The 16833-nt window shown below is 49.5% G+C and carries 17 protein-coding genes and 3 pseudogenes; 15 read left to right on the plus strand and 5 right to left on the minus strand.

Annotated features, from left to right (window positions below):
- Positions 1 to 13: 13 nt before the first annotated feature.
- Positions 14 to 1107: pseudogene (locus MKFW12EY_RS14675) on the minus strand (IS5 family transposase).
- A gap of 822 nt (positions 1108 to 1929) precedes the next feature.
- On the opposite strand from MKFW12EY_RS14675, the gene MKFW12EY_RS14680 reads away from it, so the two are divergent.
- Complete coding sequence (locus MKFW12EY_RS14680; RefSeq protein ID WP_054763584.1) at positions 1930 to 4134, plus strand: tetratricopeptide repeat protein; 2205 nt, start codon at positions 1930 to 1932, stop codon at positions 4132 to 4134.
- Positions 4135 to 4255: 121 nt separating this feature from the next.
- On the opposite strand, the gene MKFW12EY_RS14685 is transcribed toward MKFW12EY_RS14680, so the two are convergent.
- Both MKFW12EY_RS14685 and MKFW12EY_RS14690 read right to left on the minus strand, forming a co-directional pair.
- A complete protein-coding gene (locus MKFW12EY_RS14685) occupies positions 4256 to 4429 on the minus strand; it encodes a hypothetical protein (protein WP_221053268.1) in 174 nt (57 codons plus the stop codon).
- A gap of 190 nt (positions 4430 to 4619) precedes the next feature.
- A pseudogene (locus tag MKFW12EY_RS14690) lies at positions 4620 to 4787 on the minus strand (IS5/IS1182 family transposase); the annotation flags it as partial.
- 128 nt (positions 4788 to 4915) lie between these two features.
- Here MKFW12EY_RS14690 and MKFW12EY_RS14695 point away from each other — a divergent pair.
- Positions 4916 to 5206: pseudogene (locus tag MKFW12EY_RS14695) on the plus strand (integrase core domain-containing protein); the annotation flags it as partial.
- A 111-nt stretch (positions 5207 to 5317) separates the two neighbouring features.
- On the opposite strand, the gene MKFW12EY_RS14700 reads toward MKFW12EY_RS14695, so the two are convergent.
- Positions 5318 to 5782, minus strand: a complete 465-nt coding sequence (locus MKFW12EY_RS14700) for a hypothetical protein (RefSeq protein ID WP_221053269.1) — start codon at positions 5780 to 5782, stop codon at positions 5318 to 5320.
- 72 nt (positions 5783 to 5854) lie between these two features.
- Here MKFW12EY_RS14700 and MKFW12EY_RS14705 point away from each other — a divergent pair, with 72 nt between their 5' ends.
- The 13 genes from MKFW12EY_RS14705 (at position 5855) to MKFW12EY_RS14760 (ending at position 15717) form a co-directional block, all read left to right on the plus strand.
- Complete coding sequence (locus MKFW12EY_RS14705; protein WP_221053270.1) at positions 5855 to 6064, plus strand: hypothetical protein; 210 nt, start codon at positions 5855 to 5857, stop codon at positions 6062 to 6064.
- Positions 6061 to 6459 (plus strand): IS3 family transposase, encoded by a 399-nt coding sequence (locus MKFW12EY_RS14710; RefSeq protein ID WP_172680389.1) that lies wholly within the window; start codon positions 6061 to 6063, stop codon positions 6457 to 6459. The genes MKFW12EY_RS14705 and MKFW12EY_RS14710 overlap by 4 nt, the downstream gene beginning before the upstream one ends.
- Before the next feature lie 192 nt (positions 6460 to 6651).
- Complete coding sequence (locus tag MKFW12EY_RS14715) at positions 6652 to 7749, plus strand: IS5 family transposase (protein ID WP_221053058.1); 1098 nt, start codon at positions 6652 to 6654, stop codon at positions 7747 to 7749.
- A 1193-nt stretch (positions 7750 to 8942) separates the two neighbouring features.
- Positions 8943 to 9377, plus strand: a complete 435-nt coding sequence (locus tag MKFW12EY_RS14720) for a hypothetical protein (protein ID WP_054762268.1) — start codon at positions 8943 to 8945, stop codon at positions 9375 to 9377.
- Between the two features lies 1 nt (position 9378).
- Complete coding sequence (locus MKFW12EY_RS14725) at positions 9379 to 9870, plus strand: hypothetical protein (RefSeq protein ID WP_157199415.1); 492 nt, start codon at positions 9379 to 9381, stop codon at positions 9868 to 9870.
- A gap of 121 nt (positions 9871 to 9991) precedes the next feature.
- Positions 9992 to 10138 (plus strand): DUF6680 family protein, encoded by a 147-nt coding sequence (locus tag MKFW12EY_RS23315; protein ID WP_373280609.1) that lies wholly within the window; start codon positions 9992 to 9994, stop codon positions 10136 to 10138.
- A 267-nt stretch (positions 10139 to 10405) separates the two neighbouring features.
- Complete coding sequence (locus tag MKFW12EY_RS14730) at positions 10406 to 11629, plus strand: site-specific integrase (RefSeq protein ID WP_221053271.1); 1224 nt, start codon at positions 10406 to 10408, stop codon at positions 11627 to 11629.
- 29 nt (positions 11630 to 11658) lie between these two features.
- A complete protein-coding gene (locus tag MKFW12EY_RS14735) occupies positions 11659 to 11889 on the plus strand; it encodes a hypothetical protein (RefSeq protein WP_054762261.1) in 231 nt (76 codons plus the stop codon).
- A 239-nt stretch (positions 11890 to 12128) separates the two neighbouring features.
- A complete protein-coding gene (locus tag MKFW12EY_RS14740; RefSeq protein ID WP_054762272.1) occupies positions 12129 to 12335 on the plus strand; it encodes a helix-turn-helix domain-containing protein in 207 nt (68 codons plus the stop codon).
- 3 nt (positions 12336 to 12338) lie between these two features.
- Positions 12339 to 12494: a hypothetical protein gene (locus MKFW12EY_RS14745; RefSeq protein ID WP_221053272.1), complete on the plus strand. Its 156-nt coding sequence runs from the start codon at positions 12339 to 12341 to the stop codon at positions 12492 to 12494.
- A complete protein-coding gene (locus tag MKFW12EY_RS14750; RefSeq protein ID WP_054762259.1) occupies positions 12487 to 14922 on the plus strand; it encodes a DUF3987 domain-containing protein in 2436 nt (811 codons plus the stop codon). The genes MKFW12EY_RS14745 and MKFW12EY_RS14750 overlap by 8 nt, the downstream gene beginning before the upstream one ends.
- Complete coding sequence (locus MKFW12EY_RS14755) at positions 14922 to 15527, plus strand: hypothetical protein (RefSeq protein WP_221053273.1); 606 nt, start codon at positions 14922 to 14924, stop codon at positions 15525 to 15527. The genes MKFW12EY_RS14750 and MKFW12EY_RS14755 overlap by 1 nt, the downstream gene beginning before the upstream one ends.
- Positions 15520 to 15717, plus strand: coding sequence for a hypothetical protein (locus MKFW12EY_RS14760; RefSeq protein ID WP_221053274.1), 198 nt, complete (start codon positions 15520 to 15522; stop codon positions 15715 to 15717). The genes MKFW12EY_RS14755 and MKFW12EY_RS14760 overlap by 8 nt, the downstream gene beginning before the upstream one ends.
- Positions 15718 to 15833: 116 nt before the next feature.
- Here the strand turns inward: MKFW12EY_RS14760 and MKFW12EY_RS14765 are convergent, their stop codons facing one another.
- Complete coding sequence (locus tag MKFW12EY_RS14765) at positions 15834 to 16721, minus strand: Lcl domain-containing protein (RefSeq protein ID WP_221053275.1); 888 nt, start codon at positions 16719 to 16721, stop codon at positions 15834 to 15836.
- Between the last annotated feature and the right edge of the window lie 112 nt (positions 16722 to 16833).

The following is a 16833-nucleotide window of genomic DNA, read 5'->3' on the forward strand; positions in this document are numbered from 1 at the left end:
GGCGTACTTCACCCTAGGTGGGCACACTCCACGCCGGTTTTGGTGTGAACACCAGCAGCTTGAGCAACCGCGTCAGGTTATAGGCGGCGAAGCAAAACAAGGCTTGGCCAGCGACTTTGGCTAAGCCAATGTGACGGGTTTTGCGCAGGCCACCGACCGTTTTGACCCAGCCAAAGGCTTCTTCGACGATTTTGCGGCGCTTGAGGCTTTGGGCATAGCCTTTGCCGCGCGCGGTGCATCGACGGCACTGCCGGTCTTTTTGCGAGCAACATGGGCTTTGATGTCTTGCGTCTTGAGTTTGTTGACGAACGCCGGTTGGTTATAGCCTTTGTCGGCACCGACGCTACCGCCTTTGGGAACACGGCGTTTGATCATTGTTTGCGCGGCTTCGATTTCAGCGGTGCCGGTGGCTTGGGTGGTTTCAACATCAACGATCAAACCGTTACGATTCTCGGATAGGGCATGGGTGATGTAACGCAGTTTGGCCTCGGTGTATTCGCCTTTTTTGTAAAGCCGGGCTTCGGGGTCGGTCGTACTTTGGTGGGTGGCGTTGCTGCGCTTTTCGCCGCTGAAGTCGACCTCGGGATTGCGGCCGGCGGGTTTATCGGGACCGCTGCCGTCTTTCTTCACGAAGCTTTTGTGCGAGGCCCAGGCTTCGATCAGGCTGCCATCGACACTGAAGTGCTCGTCGGAAACGAGGTTTTGCCACTCGGCTATGGCCAGTACCCGCTCAAAAAATTCGCGACTCAGCGCTTCGGACAGCAGGCGTTCGCGGTTGGCGCTGAACACGCTGCGTTCCCAGACAGCATCGTCGATGCCCAGACCGACAAACCAGCGAAACAGCAGGTTGTAGTCCAGCTGTTCCATCAACTGGCGTTCGCTACGAACGGTGTACAGCACTTGCAACAGCAAGGCGCGCAGCAATTTTTCGGGCGCAATCGACGGACGGCCAGTGTGCGAGTAACGCTCGGCAAAGACGGCATCCATAGAGGCCAATACGCCATCGACGAGTAGACGTAAACGACGCAACGGATGCTGTTTGGGAATACGTTCTTCCAGGCTAACGTAGCTGAACCAGCTATTTTGAATGGCATCGTGTCCGCGCATGGGGGGCTTCTCCAATTTAGATGCGCTATTTTACTTGTTTGCTGAGGCTATGCGCCTTGATGACTGCAGCTTTGGGAGTTTTTCACCAGCCTGCTAGCGCCGTGACTAGCCCCCAAAGGCTACCGGGTAAGATTTTGATCATGGTGGCGCTCCTGCTCGAATAGCTAAATTAGAGAACGCAAATCCTATTCGACGGATATGAATTCAACCTGAATCCCATATTAAAAGCAGGTTAAATCCCAGCTTACGTTTCTACCGGGCTAATCAACATGGATACTCGCTACGAACAAGGCAATAAAAAAGGCCTAGGTGAAAAACACCTAAGCCTTTGATAACTATGGAGCTGGCGATGGGACTCGAACCCGCGACCGGCTGATTACAAACCAAAGACCAAATTTATAAGTCCTTACGAATCAACAACCTACAGAGAATTCCATTAGCAAACCGTAGTTGAATTATTAATCACTTACATTCAATCGGCAATGGTTAGTGGCACAAATTAGGCACATCCTCTTACAATCAGATTTTATTTTTACTGGTAAAGACCGGCCATTGTCCCCCTCTGACATCTTTAATATTTTAACTACACTATTAGAAGACAAATTTGGATGTCCTTGTTTGATTAGCATAACTATCTAAAAAATGACTCGCCCTTTCTGGAGGATAAATGTTGCCTTTCTATGCCTTGCTTGTCTCTGACGTAAAGAGGGGTGTTGAGAACGCAGAAAAATAGTAGTAAACCTTTTTCATTCCGAAAACAGGTAAATAACCAATGCGTAAGTCTGTACTTGAACCAGTCTCTAAATAATATTAGGGGTAATTATGTATAATCTCGGTAAATTATTCACTCTGGCTAATGCTATCAAGAATTTTATCTTCAAGATACCGTTGACAAAAAGCAAAACCATTATTATTGATCTCTCCATAATATCATTAATCTTAGTTGTTTCCACTTGTATTGTGTCAGAGATTCTCAAGGACTCCATCATTTTAACATCCATAAGCATTCCTGATGATTTAAAACAATACGGGTATACAGAAAAAGGCATTACTAAGCGACTTGTAGCAAAAACTAGAATAAATCGTTTAGAGAATATTGATCTCCCAATAACTACATTTCGGCATAGCGAAAAAGAATATTTTTTCAAAACTCCGGCCATTTCCACCTCGTCCTTACAAGAAGATCTTCCAGATATTTCATGGGCTGAATCTGGAATCAATCTTAAGGCTGTTCTACTGTTGATAAGAAGGGCATTTGGTCTACAAACTAACTATATAGAAGGTCAGTTGATTTATTCTGCTGACACAAAAAACAAAAAAATTGAAAATGGGAAGCTCTATTTAAGTCTTAATAGCGCGAATGCGTTTGATAGGATATTGTCTAATAGATACAGTGTCAACGATATGGAGTCTTTGTTGCAAGATGCTGCTGATATGCTAGCCATGGAAATATCGCCACATAAGCTTGCGATTTCATACTTACAGAAACTTTTAGAGGACCATAAGTTTTTAACATACGCTGTAATTCAAAACAACGCAGATTTAAAGAAAAGGTTTGATAACATTGTTTACATGCTTACATCTTATGCTGAGAAATCCTCTAAATCCGATGCTAATCTCATTTATTCCTGGCTTGGATATGTGCATTTGCATATCGGCAGTCCCGATATGGCAATTAATTACTTTGACCAAGCCAATAGGATTGATCCAACGTTTGTGCCGACAATAATAGGATTCGGAAACTCTTTATACTTATTGAGTGAGCGGAAAGAAGCAGAGAAAAAGTATAGGGAAGCCGCTGATGCTGATAATAGTAGAAACCATCTGGAATTGAATATCTATCTAGCGGACTTGGCTCTAACAGATAAGAGGTTAGACGAGGCTTGCGAGAAATTCAATAATTCAATAAATTGGGCTCATGATCTATATCTTAAGAGCTTATATAAGGACTATCACTTTCTGGAAGCAATACCGTTTTTATTTAAAAAAATTTTTTTAAATAAAAATCTTTCAAATTCTTTTTTCTGTGATATCAGGGAAAATAAAATCCCTCCATTTTACGAGACGAATAATGATCAAATCTCATACATTTTAACCTCTGCCTACCAAGGGCTGGGAGAAGTTAATATTGCATATTATAGAAGAGAGATAGAAGAAAGTGCTAAAGAAAAGAGAGGGGTTAATTCCTTTAAATCATATTATTGGTATAACAAAGCGAATGAGGCATTTAATCAGGCATTAAGTTTAGGTAAAGAAAAATCATTAGTTTATGGAAAATGGGGGGCAGCGTTAAAAGAGCTTGGAAACGATCATAAGAAAAAATATCCCGAATCGAAATGGAATGGTTATTTTGCAAATGAGGCCATTAAAAAATTCAACTTGGCAATAAAAAATGACAGTGATAAAAAAATCAGATATTGGGCTTATTTTCAGCTAGGATTAACAGCGGATCTTTACGGCTCTCTAGATGCTGAAAATTTTTATCTGAAGTCCATAGATGAAAATCCTAGTTTTGCGTTAGCCCACAACAATCTAGGCTATATATATAGGAAATCAAAAAGATTAAACAAAGCAATAGATGAGTATGAAAAAGCTATAAAGTATAGTTCGGATATTATAAACACATCATTAGTTTACAATAATATAGGCATATTAATGATGGAAGATCGTCACGATCCAATAAATGCAATAATCCAGTTTCAAAAATCCTTGGCTTTATTTAAGGATGCTTCAAATACTCCTTACAATAACCGAGCAAAATCCAGATGCTACAATAATTGGGGCGAGGCTTTATTTAGATACCAAAAGAAACCGGAAGAGGCTAAAGAAAAATACAATATCGCAATAAGCTTATATAAGAGAAACGCGATTGCTCATTTTAATCTTGGCGAATTGTTACTAGATAATGACCGCGAGAGAGCGATTTGCCACTTCAAGTACGCAATTGAAATCGATCCAAAACTTAAAAAAGACATTCCAATTAAAAATAAGGATAATTCAGAAGGGAACTTATGTACTGCAATATGATAATTTTTGGATACTTCATGCTGATTACCAGGCTTGAAGCTTTTGATTAAACTTTTTTGGATTAAACCACTTCAAGTATAGTTGGCGGGGATTATGCTTTATCCCCGCCTAGAGGCTAGAATTAACCGCCGCCACCATCAGATAGCCCAACCAGTTGTTTTGAGGGAGTCTTTACCATTGACGTGCCGTTGTCGTCACCAGTGGTTGGGCCTCCATCAGGCTGGCTAAATACGTTGAAAGATAAAAACAGAAAAGAAGCTAACAGTAATGTAATTTTAACTAATTTGGACATCATAACCTCCTTAATCAATGCATGATAAATAGAGCACATTTTTTACATATTGTCAACAAAGCAAGTCTTGCAATCCATTTTATTTGAGTTAAACGCTACTGATCAATCATAAATTGTTTCGGCATTTGATCGGCTTTGTTGCATAAATCGAGGCCAGGGTAAATTTCCCCTTACCCCGAATCGTCAGACGGATTTAGGGCATGACCACGGTGATCGGCGTTCCCAATTGGGTAAAACGGTTCAATAACGCAGCTCGAATCTGCAACTCGGCGACTTGGCTATCAAAGACCCTCGCCTTGACCCGTTCGCCCAGCAGCTTGAAGCAACGCATTTTGGTTTCCACCAGACTGCGGCGATGGTATACCCCCAGATGCCGCTACTGCGGCGCCCCGCTGGTGCGCAGCGAGCGCGACCTCTGCGCCGATTGCCTGGCATACGCCAGGCTCGCGGCCAGCCTGGCGACCTTCAGAAACGCAACGAAAAGGCGGATATCAGCTCTATCTGGCAATCAACGACATCGAACACAGCAAGACCAAGGTCAGATCGCCGCAAACAAATGGCATTTGCGAGCGTTTCCATAAAACCATCTTGCAGGAGTTTTACCAGGTGGCGCTGCGAAAAACCCTGTACGAGGACTTGCCCTCATTGCAACGCGATTTGGACAACTGGCTGGATGAGTACAATAATCATCGAACCCATCAGGGCAAGATGTGCTTTGGACGAACTCCCATGGCCACCTTGATCAATGGCAAACAGGTCTGGAAAGGAAAACATTTCTAGGCCGAATTTAACCTGACAGACACTTCTAAAAATCCAGTAACTGTCAGATCGAGTTTGAAGTTCTACACTTTGTCAAATTGGTCTTACGCAGTTGTACGCCCATTCCTAGTTTCAAATTTTTGCCTGGCAGATATAGCGTCCAACTCGCAGGACTGTTTCTTCATGTTTATTGGCATAGTACACACCCAAGATCGCTTTCTCATTGACTGAGAGGTACCGCCATATACCTTCTTCCAGAATGAGTTCCTTGAATAGCTTTGCATCCTGACTTACGTAAATGGTCGAACTACTGTTACGCGTGAAGAGGCTCAAGTCTTTAAGAGGAAAGCACTCTTCAACATTCAGCGTCTCTTCTTGTTTTTTCCATTCGTAGCCTTTGTCCGAGGTCAGAAAATCCCCCCAACCGAAATACACTAGCTCGTCGCCGATTTTGACAAGTTTGTTACTATCCCTGTGAGAATATTTACTGCCCCCCCCAGGTTCCATTTTGCCAAGCCTTGGCCGCCCCGTAATACATGACGAAGAGCGGGCATTCAGGTTTCTTTTTGTTTTGGATGTAGGACGAGTCGTATTCACAGAAAGCCAGAAGAGCGTTTTGCCCTGGAATGGAGTAAATCGTTGGCGTTGTGCGTTGAAAATTCAGCGTCCTTGAACGAGCATGCTCGTGAGTTCGTTGCACTTTTAGCGGAAAAATCCGGCTTACCTGAACTGCAGAATGAAATTTTCGAACTAGCCGATAAGCCGTTAACACCCGATCAGCAGCGGATACGGCAGTTGGAGCAGGAAAATCGACAACTGCGTTCAGACAATGAATTGCTAAAAAAGGCTTCGGCCCTCTTTGCAAGGGAACTGCGATGACACATCAAGTGATTCAACAGTTGACAGCAGAGAGGGCCATGACGGTGCAGCAGGCTTGTAAATTATTGGGTGTCAGCCGTTCGGGATTCTATGCCGCCAGGCAGCGAACCCGGCAACCGCCAACGGTCTGCGGCACACGCATCCGGCTACGCAGTGTATTCGAAGCGACGGGGCGTAGCTATGGCAGTCGCCGCCTGCGTCAGGAACTGGCGGAACAAGGCATCGAGATCGGACGGCATCGGGTTCGCAGCCTGATGCGAGAGCTCCAGCTCAAGCCGATCTGGAAGCCCAAATTCGTCCATACGACTGACAGTAACCATGCGTTGCCGGTATACGAGAATGTGCTGAATCGTCAGTTTGAACAACGCGAGGCTAGCCGCATTGGATTTTCTTAACCAGAACACGACCAGCGAACTTAACTTTTTTGCTGTGGAAATAACGCTCTGGCGTATTGCGGACTCCCCGCTAGCGCCGAGTTTCAATGTGGTGGTTAACAGGCTGGTGAAAAACTCCCAAAGCTGCAGTCATCAAGGCGCATAGCCTCAGCAAACAAGTAAAATAGCGCATCTAAATTGGAGAAGCCCCCCATGCGCGGACACGATGCCATTCAAAATAGCTGGTTCAGCTACGTTAGCCTGGAAGACCGTATTCCCAAACAGCATCCGTTGCGTCGTTTACGGCTACTCGTCGATGGCGTATTGGCCTCTATGGATGCGGTCTTTGCCGAATGCTACTCCCATACTGGCCGCCCGTCGATTGCGCCCGAAAAACTGCTGCGCGCCTTGCTATTGCAAGTGCTGTACACCGTTCGTAGCGAACGCCAGTTGATGGAACAGCTGGACTACAACCTGCTGTTTCGCTGGTTTGTCGGTTTGGGTATCGACGATGCTGTCTGGGAACGCAGCGTGTTCAGCGCCAACCGCGAGCGCCTGCTGTCCGAAGCACTGAGTCGCGAGTTTTTTGAGCGGGTCTTGGCCATTGCCGAATGGCAAAACCTGGTGTCCGACGAACACTTCAGTGTCGACGGCAGCCTGATCGAAGCCTGGGCCTCGCACAAAAGCTTCGTGAAGAAAGACGGCAGCGGTCCTGATAAACCCGCCGGCCGCAATCCCGAGGTCGACTTCAGCGGCGAAAAGCGCAGCAATGCCACGCATCAGAGCACGACAGACCCCGAAGCGCGGCTTTACAAGAAAGGCGAATACACCGAGGCCAAACTGCGTTACATCACCCATGCCCTATCCGAGAATCGTAACGGCCTGATTGTCGATGTCGAAACCACCCAAGCCACCGGCACCGCTGAAATCGAAGCCGCGCAAACAATGATCAAACGCCGTGTTCCCAAAGGCGGCAGCGTCGGTGCCGACAAAGGCTATGACCAACCGGCGTTCGTCAACAAACTCAAGACGCAAGACATCAAAGCCCATGTTGCTCGCAAAAAGACCGGCAGTGCCGTCGATGGCCGCACCGCGCGCGGCAAAGCGTACGCTCAAAGCCTCAAGCGCCGCAAAATCGTCGAAGAAGCCTTCGGCTGGATCAAGACCGTCGGGGGCCTGCGTAAAACCCGCCACATCGGCTTAGCCAAAGTCGCAGGTCAGGCCTTGTTTTGCTTTGCCGCCTACAACCTGACGCGCTTGCTCAACCTATTGGTGTTCACGCCGAAACCGGCGTGGAGTGCGCCCACCTAGGGCGAAGTGCGCCTGAAAACCGTCCACAGACGGCTTCAGGCGAATAAAAAGCCCTTGAAACAGGGGCAAAACGGTTGAAACTCGATGTCATGACCGATTTCAACACGAAAAAATCACGGAAACCGTGGGTAAGGGGAAATATCAGTGGGTTTTTCACCAGCCTGTTAAACCCAAAAATTGGAGCAAGTCGAGTCGGGAAAGCGCACGTATGGCGGCCACCGCGACGCCGACTGTAGTGGTCAACTTTTTTCGGACACCAAGATAGGTTGCTGAGCTGCCATTTTCATTTCATAGCCATTGGGCGGCAGGTACACATTCACCCATCAGATTTCAACCTGAAACAGGTGGTTTGGCCACATCAGGAACATTGCCGCGGTAACTCCTAATCCAAGGCATAAACTATCAGCTTAGAAACTCGAAATATCTCCATGATGACCATGCCAAAGCCCCGCACACCGCCGCCGGCTCGGCCCGGTTGGAACTACTCGGCCTATTTTGCGGAGCAGCGGGCCAGGATCAAGGATCTGCAACAAAGTGCGGCTGGAGCGGCCAAAAAACCCCTGATCGTATGGTGAGCTAGGTGACGCGGTAAAAGGCGGGGCATCTTCCTCGCGCTATAGCCTAAATACGCGCTTCAACTCGCCGCAATGGCGGCTGACCTGGCGATCCATTTCCTTCCGCATTCGATGGCCGGATCGGCGCAGTTCGTCTCACGAACAAACAGGAATGGGGTCAACAATTCAGCGTTTATCGAAATGGCGCTTGTCGAACCAGCAGGATCGCGTAGCCGGCAAATACCACCCGTTACTACAAAACGCCATTTCTTCTGGTGACTCTGTGGTGACTCAAAATAAAAAAGGCCTAGGCGAAAAACACCTAAGCCTTTGATATATATGGAGCTGGCGATGGGACTCGAACCCGCGACCGGCTGATTACAAATATCAAATTTGCATTTAACACCTAATTAAATCAATGCCTTGCAATGTGCGCCGTAGCCAAAAACAGCCCTAAAAAGCCACAAACAAGCCATCAACCGGCCTGCGTAGCTACGTTTTAGCTACAGTATGCCACCGACCCGTTGTGGCCTATCGCCTAACGTGATTTAATGACGGCGATGAAATCGTTACTAGTCATAGTCGCCTAGCTCTGCGTTAGGCCTCACTGAACTAAAGAACTTCACCTCTGACACAAAAATGGCCGTAAAGATTGTCGACGAAAGCTTTGAGGAAGGCACCCATGTCGAACTCGATCTTCTAATTACCACTATTGAGAAGAATCGTGATCGTGTGCGATCTGTGGCCTCAATGCTACTAACATTCTCCGGTACGCTCATTTCCTTTGGATCAGCCTTTCTTCTTTTCGTAAGCGATAAAGCCCCATCAGAGCGCAGAACAATCTCAATCTTCGCTTTCGCAATTCTTTTGCTAATTACAGCAGCCGCACTTTCTATTTTCTCATCGTTTCTTCGAAACAAATATAGCATGTCGAACAAGTCTGAATTTACATCCGCGCTATTGCAGCTTTACAGCGCCGAGCTCAGACTCATAGGCGTTGCCGCGTGTTTCACAATTCTTGGCCTCACCGCCCTCGTAACTGCCGTGGCAAGCTTTGTAGCAACGAGGATATAAAATGAACTCACGAAATCTAGTCGGCTTGCTTGAGTGCCCATTCAAGAAAGGGTGGATTGAGTTCACCTTCAGTGAAGGCGATCTCGTTCAGAACTTGCTTGAAAGCATTGACGCGCGCTGGGGAGCAGCGGCGCAGAAGAGGTTTCACCTGAACTCGCTCCCCCGCTCTTGGGCCATCTTTTCCATCCAGGATGACGGATATATTGCACTTCGAAGGAGTGACCCCATACCAACCCGCGCGATCGAGGGTGCACCGAAACTACTAAACGAAGGCATGGCTCGGCATGCATACGATATCGGATCTAGCGAGGGATACTACGGATTACTAGATGTTTTCTTTCTTCAAGACTACTGGTCGTCTGATAACTGCAGGACGCCACTTGATCCAGTGGAAAATTATCAAGTTGAACTACCATTTAAGCGAGATTATGCTGTCCCCAACAAGGCCTACAATGCTCACCTTCTCGCACTCGTGGCAATTGTGGGTGGATAACGCGGCCGCTCAACGATCGGTCGGGCATGCAGAAGCTTTCCACTGAAAACCTGCAGACGCCGGTCAGCTCAAACGTTAGCTTTCCTAATCAAACGTTAGCTTTCCTAAGAGGAGTATGTAAGTGACTGTCTCAGATATCTTCATGATCCTCGCGGTGCTTGTGGGTCCGGTAATCGCCGTGCAACTAACACGTTACCTCGACGATAAGAGAGAGGTTCGTGATCGGAAGCTCCAAGTCTTCAAGACGCTAATGGCGACTCGCGCATAGCTACGATTTAGCTACGGTCAATAAAAAAGGCCTAGGTGAAAAACACCTAAGCCTTTGATATATATGGAGCTGGCGATGGGACTCGAACCCGCGACCGGCTGATTACAAATTTGAAGGCCCAGTGTTTTCTACTGATTAACCAACCTTAATCAACCTTTACAAAACAAATATTTACGCCTATCATTTCCTTAACGGTGCTACACCAAAAACGCTATTTTTTAATCAAATGCGTAGCACCAGCGTAGCACCAGAAAACGAGGGTATGTTATGGCTACACATTTCAGCTTTACAAAACCACAGCTTGACGCCCTGCCCTTTCCTGCCCCGGGCGAGCGCGTTATCTATCACGACACCCACAAAAACGCGGCAGGTCTACAGCTTAGAGTCACCAGCACCGGAAAAACCTTTTTTATTCAGCGGCGCGTAGACGGCAAGCCGGAGCGCGTCACCATAGGTAAATTTCCAGACTACTCAATTGAGAACGCCAGAAAAGAGGCGGCAAGGCTAACGGCCTTAATTGCTCAAGGTATCAACCCCAATACCGACGCCAGAGCCTTAAAGACCGAAACCACCCTGCAAGAATTGTTCGACAATTTTTTACAGCACCGGCGCAACAAACGCGGCGCGTTCCTGTCGGAGAAAACCAAACGCAGCTACCGTTACGACTTCGGCTTGTATCTGAGTAAATGGAGCAAGCGCAAACTATCACAGCTCAAAGATACCGACTTCAGCAACCTACATACCGAAATCGGCAAGGAACACCCCACCACGGCAAACCGCGTAATAGCTATGGCTTCTAGCCTTTTCAGTTACGCCAACGAGGAAAGACTATTCAAAGGCGCAAACCCTGCCAGCGGTATCAAGAAATACCCAGAAAACCCGCGTGCTAGGTTTCTGCAATCCGATGAATTACCGGCTTTCTTTTCTGCGCTGGCCGAAGAATCCAACGAAACCTTACGCGATTACTTTTTAATTTCCCTGCTAACCGGGGCGCGGCGCTCGAATGTGCAAGAAATGCAATGGAGCCAGATCAGCTTTGACAGGGCGGAGTGGCGCATACCCACCACCAAGAACGGCGAGCCGCAAACCGTTGCCCTAACCGCCGAAGCCTTGGAAATTCTACGAAACCGAAAAACCGATAATACTGACGTTTGGGTATTTCCAGGCACCGGCGCAACCGGCCACATCGTCGAACCAAAGAAAGCCTGGAAACGGGTATTGGAACGCGCAGGAATTGACGATTTACGCATCCACGACCTACGCCGCACTCTTGGCAGTTGGCAGGCCAAAACCGGGGCGTCTTTGGCAATAGTGGGCAAATCGCTTAACCACAAATCGCCATCGACAACGGCGATTTATGCCCGCCTAGACATTGACCCTGTGCGCGAATCGGTAGACCGGGCAACCGGCGCAATGCTGGCCGCTGCTGGTGTTAAGCCCATCGGGGGAGTGGTAGAACTAAAAGCTAAATTAAAGAAGCAACAGCGGTGATTGTCGTTCACAAAACCAAGGAAACACAGATGAACAGAAACGCAGACATTATATTTACAGTTGAATCAAACCAATTCACGCCTAGAGCAAAGAATGGCGAGCGCGTGCAATTACGCCCAGGCCTACCCGCTGAGGTGGGGGATATTGTCGCCACTACCATCGACGGCAAGCTGGAACTTGCTTTGTACTGTGAGGGAATGCATTACGAAGCGGTTGAGGTCGCGATTTTTCGCAAACATCCAGCCGCCGCGCAGAGCTAATATTGCTCGGCAGTAATCAAAGCCAAAATTTAACCCGCTAGGCTTAGCGGCTGAAAGCTGGAATCGTCAACCAGTTGCGGATTATCCATATCGGCGGCTTTCACTGCTTGCCACCAGCCAACACTGGACGGCAAACATTATTCAAATCGCCCCCTCAGTTCATGTGTAAGGCATGGACTTTAATCCGGCCCTTTATGCTTTGCGCCTACGTTTAACTTGAACCAATGGAGGTTCACGACATGGCCGAAGCTACAACTTCAAACGACGAGATTTTCAACAACACCGCCGCAGCGGAATACATCGGCGTCACCCCGCGCACGCTGGAAGTCTGGCGCTGCACTAAGCGTTACCAAATCCCCTTTATTAAAGTCGGTCGATTGGTGAAATACCGCAAATCCGCGTTAGATGCTTTTCTTGAATCTCGCACTGTAGATGCGGAGGTTTAAGGAATGACAAACAAAAAAATAGCCACCGGGGCGGGCGAGCCTCAAGCAGCTACAAAATCATTCAACGACCACCAGTTTAACCTGATCGATTATCGAATCAAAGCCGTTATTCATCACCTAGCCCCCTGGTTTTTCCTGGTAGGGGGCTTGCATGGGTAGCGCTGTCGAATCCTTCAAAACGGCCATTCAAGCCCACGGCCTACAACCGCCGGAAACGATCCAACCCGGCAAGTTTCACCGTTTCGCCGGTTATGGCAAGAAACGCGGCGACGATGCGGCCTGGTGTAAGTTGTTCGACGACTTGCGCGGCGGCGTGTTTGGCGATTTTTCCACCGGCCTCGACGAGCATTGGCAATTTGAAACCGAACGCACCTACAGCGCCGAAGAGCGGGCAGCCTTCAAACAACGGATTGAAGCCGAGCGCCAGCAACGCCTAGCCGAAGAGTTGCTCCAGCATGAAGCGGCGGAAAAGCAAGCGGCGGACATCCTGGCCGCGGCGAAAGCCGATCCGAAACAACATGCCTACGCAACCAAGAAAGGCGTTAATTTCGGCCCAAGGGTAAGGCGTGGCACGTGGCCGCAACGCGGCTGGATGGATGCCTTGCTGATTCCGATTTATGGCGCAGACGGCAAAGTCTGGACGTTGGAAGCGATCAACACCGACGGCGAAAAGGATTATTTAAAAGGCGGACGCAAGCGCGGCGGCTTTCATCCGTTAGGCAAAATTAGCGGGGCTAGTCGGGTGCTGATTGGTGAAGGCCTGGCAACGGTGGCGGCGGTTCATGCCGTGGATGGCGCGCCAGCGGTAGCGGCCATGGATGCCGGCAATCTATCGGCAGCGGCGCTGGCCGTGCGTACGTTGGCCCCGGATGCTGAAATCATCCTTTTGACAGATAACGACATTAAACCAGACGGCAGTAATCCCGGCTTAAAGGCAGCCACCGAAGCGGCGCAAGCGGTGGGCGGTCGTGTTGCGGTTCCAGAGCTGGACGGGCAAAAATGCGACTTTTGGGACGTATTGCAGCAACGCGGAGCCGATGCGGTACGGGAAGCGCTGGTAACACTTCAGGACATTGCTACAGCTACAGTTGCTACACCTGCTACAGATGGCGATCACCCCTGGCCCAAGCCGCAACCCCTAACCGCCAAAATCGAACCCGAAGCCTACCCATTAGACGCCTTGCCGGACACGATCCGCGAAGCGGTCGAAGAGGTGGCGGCCTTTGTCAAAGCGCCGCTTCCTTTGGTCGCGGGTTCGGCGCTGGGGGCGCTGTCACTGGCGATTCAAGCCCATTGCGACATCAAGCGGGCCGAACGCCTATCCGGGCCGGTTGGTCTTTTTATGCTGAGTATTGCCGATTCCGGCGAACGCAAAACCACGTGCGACGGCTTTTTTACATCGGCGATCCGCCAATATGAAGCCGAGCAAGCCGAACTTGCCGCGCCATTGCTGAAAGACTACGCGGCGGAATTGTCGGCATGGACCGCCGAGCGGGAAGGCTTGCTAGCGGCGATCAAGGACGCAGTAAAAAGGGACAAGCCCACGCAAAAGCACCGCGACGACCTGAAAGAACTGGAACACGCCAAACCCGAACCGCCGAGAATCCCGCGACTGATATTAGGCGACGAAACCCCGGAAAACCTAGCCTATACCTTGGCTAAAAAATGGCCGGCTGCGGGCGTGGTATCGAGTGAAGCGGGCGTCGTGTTTGGGGCGCATGGCATGGGCAAGGATTCGGTCATGCGTAACCTAGCCCTACTCAATACCCTTTGGGACGGCGGCGCATTATCGATTGGCCGCCGGTCGTCGGAATCGTTTACCGTGAAGGATGCGCGGCTTACCGTGGCCTTGCAGATTCAGGAAGCGACCTTGCGGGCGTTCTTCGATAAATCCGGCGCACTGGCACGGGGCACCGGCTTTCTGGCGCGGTTCCTGGTGGCGTGGCCCGAATCAACCCAAGGCAATCGACCGTTTACCGATCCGCCGGACACTTGGCCCAAGCTGGCGCGATTTCATCAACGCATTACCGAGATATTGAATACCCCGGCCCCCATCAACGAACAAGGCGGCCTTAATCCGGTCATGTTGTCATTTACCCCGGCGGCAAAAGCGGCCTGGATAGCCTTTCACGATGCCATTGAAGCAGAGTTGAAATCCGGCGGCGAACTGTACGACGTGCGCGACGTTGCCAGCAAAACCGCGGATAACGCGGCGCGGTTGGCGGTGCTGTTTCATGGCTTTACCAATGGCATTGGCGGCGCGGTGGATGTTGATAGCTTTGACGGCGCAAGCAGTATTGCGGCCTGGCACCTGTCGGAATCCCGCCGGTTTTTTGGTGAACTGGCGTTGCCGGTCGAGCTGGCGAACGCGGCGCGGCTGGATGCCTGGCTGATCGATTACGCCAAACGGGAACGGACGCACCTAATTAGCAAGCGCCATGTTTTGCAGCATGGCCCGTTACGGAGCGATGCGGCCCTGGTGGCGGCCTTGAAGGAACTCGACGAACTCGACCGGGCAAGATTGATTCAGGACAGCAAGCGCAAAACCATCAAACTCAATCCGGCGCTGTTGGCGGGTGGTGAATAATGGCGCTGTCGGCATTGATCCACAAAAACAAAGCCAAGCCCATTGCGACAGCTACAGTTGCTACACCTGCTACACATAACCACCGAAACCGGCCAACTGTAGCAAACGTAGCAAGTGTAGCCGTAGCAAAGCCCGCGGAATCAAAAACCATTCAACCCGGCGACCGCCAAAAGCTGCTCGATTACCTGGCGGCCATTGGCGAAACCGATCAAGGCATGATCGACGAAGTTTTGACCGAGTGCGGCAAGGATGCCGCTATTCTGGCGCGGGCGTTACAACAGGCCGACGACTATTTAAGGATCAATTCCGGCGATACCACCGGCCTGGTGCAATGCTCAGGCTGTCGGCAATTATCCGGCGATGCTTGCCAGCGTTACGGCTGGCGCGTGGTGGTCGATAAATGGCGGCAGTGTGGTGGCTTCGAGGTACTCCAGAAAACTCCAGTTTCCAAACCAATTACCTGCAAGGCCTGTAGTCACTTCCAGAGCTACCACCCACACGGCGGCGGCGCGGGTGTTTGCGGTGTTGGCGTCCAGCCCTTCGGCGCGTGTTGGTGGGCGGATACCTTGCATGAGTGCGACCAATGGAGCGCAAAACATGATTGAAACCGAATTGAAGGCGTTAAGTGACATGGCCGAAGAGGTTTTGATGGCATGGCTTGCCGTTGAGAGTCCGAGCGATAAGCGAAGGCAGCAAGCCTTAGCATTGCTGGCCGATGCCGGGATGTTGTTATTCAATGCCCATAGGAATCTGACGCTTGATGACGAAGGGGAGTCAGTTACCCTAAAGCCATAACAATCAATAACCTACCTAACTGACTTAAAATACTGCTTTTTACTGCAAATAAGGCTGAATTATGGGCGCATCCAGTTTTAAAACATCCGCAGAATACCAACGCGAACGGCGAGAACTCAACAGGCGGCACGGCGTGCGGCGATTGGATATTGAAATCGGGCCAAAGCTAATGGCAAGGCTGCAACGAGAACTTGCCGACTATGGCGCGGCCACACATCCGGGCGCGGCGCTGGTGGAGTGGCTGGACGACGTGTTACCGGATTAAGAGAGCAATTACTTTGAGCGCGTCCCGCTATTAAACCCAATAGGCCGACTCCCATCAACCAAGACGCCGCGGGCAAGGGTACGGCGGCTATTTGTCCAGGACTAACCGCCCATACAGAAAATTTGGTAGACTTAAATTCTGGATATGGATACCCACTATGGGAAAAGAACCCCCAAGCACGATCAGGATTCGAAGCATACTCTGTACCCAACCAGTAAGACAGGAAAAGAGAAGCCTGCTCATTCTCAAAGAACACAGTATCTGGGACAGCGTAACCCTGGGAACCACCTAATTCAATGTAGAACAATTCGTTAAGTTCACTTTGGTTTCTGTTTCCGAAATATCCCCCGATTTCTGCATAACCTAAGACAGTTGGCAATCGCCATTGATTGGCGCCACCGTAGTTAATGCTATTAAGGTAACTCACAAAAGCCTTGGCGCCCCACCAAGTCATTTGCCCATTCTCCAAATTAAAATCGTCTGCGTCGATAGTGTTTAAACCCCAATATGGATCATTATAAATCGGGGTTATCAGAGCTATATTACTTATCAAGTCATGTTCGGGATTACTATCAACCATAGATTTAAACAGGCTCGCATTTTGCGTCCAGGTTATGTTGCTAACGCTACTGTAAACCAAGCCTACGCCGCCAGCTCCGGTGTAACTAGTCAACGTTGCATTGGCAGAGCATGATGCAGACAAGACCAATGTCGATATCAGCGCTCTTTTTAAGTTCATATCGCTAATCTCCTTCTAAATACGATAACCGGACCCACACGATATCCGTTTATGCTACCGGAATAAACTACACGAAAGTGCGACACAATCCTTACGAGACCGTAGCACCAGC

Origin of the sequence: Methylomonas koyamae (assembly GCF_019669905.1) — a bacterium.
GTDB lineage: Bacteria > Pseudomonadota > Gammaproteobacteria > Methylococcales > Methylomonadaceae > Methylomonas > Methylomonas koyamae.

Bases quoted from the DNA above. Each gene is read 5' to 3' on its own strand.
- MKFW12EY_RS14680 (WP_054763584.1), top strand. From the start codon at position 1,930: ATGTATAATCTCGGTAAATTATTCACTCTGGCTAATGCTATCAAGAAT.
- MKFW12EY_RS14685 (WP_221053268.1), bottom strand. From the start codon at position 4,429: ATGATGTCCAAATTAGTTAAAATTACATTACTGTTAGCTTCTTTTCTG.
- MKFW12EY_RS14710 (WP_172680389.1), top strand. From the start codon at position 6,061: ATGACACATCAAGTGATTCAACAGTTGACAGCAGAGAGGGCCATGACG.
- MKFW12EY_RS14715 (WP_221053058.1), top strand. From the start codon at position 6,652: ATGCGCGGACACGATGCCATTCAAAATAGCTGGTTCAGCTACGTTAGC.
- MKFW12EY_RS14720 (WP_054762268.1), top strand. From the start codon at position 8,943: ATGGCCGTAAAGATTGTCGACGAAAGCTTTGAGGAAGGCACCCATGTC.
- MKFW12EY_RS14725 (WP_157199415.1), top strand. From the start codon at position 9,379: ATGAACTCACGAAATCTAGTCGGCTTGCTTGAGTGCCCATTCAAGAAA.
- MKFW12EY_RS14730 (WP_221053271.1), top strand. From the start codon at position 10,406: ATGGCTACACATTTCAGCTTTACAAAACCACAGCTTGACGCCCTGCCC.
- MKFW12EY_RS14735 (WP_054762261.1), top strand. From the start codon at position 11,659: ATGAACAGAAACGCAGACATTATATTTACAGTTGAATCAAACCAATTC.
- MKFW12EY_RS14740 (WP_054762272.1), top strand. From the start codon at position 12,129: ATGGCCGAAGCTACAACTTCAAACGACGAGATTTTCAACAACACCGCC.
- MKFW12EY_RS14745 (WP_221053272.1), top strand. From the start codon at position 12,339: ATGACAAACAAAAAAATAGCCACCGGGGCGGGCGAGCCTCAAGCAGCT.
- MKFW12EY_RS14750 (WP_054762259.1), top strand. From the start codon at position 12,487: ATGGGTAGCGCTGTCGAATCCTTCAAAACGGCCATTCAAGCCCACGGC.
- MKFW12EY_RS14755 (WP_221053273.1), top strand. From the start codon at position 14,922: ATGGCGCTGTCGGCATTGATCCACAAAAACAAAGCCAAGCCCATTGCG.
- MKFW12EY_RS14760 (WP_221053274.1), top strand. From the start codon at position 15,520: ATGATTGAAACCGAATTGAAGGCGTTAAGTGACATGGCCGAAGAGGTT.
- MKFW12EY_RS14765 (WP_221053275.1), bottom strand. From the start codon at position 16,721: ATGAACTTAAAAAGAGCGCTGATATCGACATTGGTCTTGTCTGCATCA.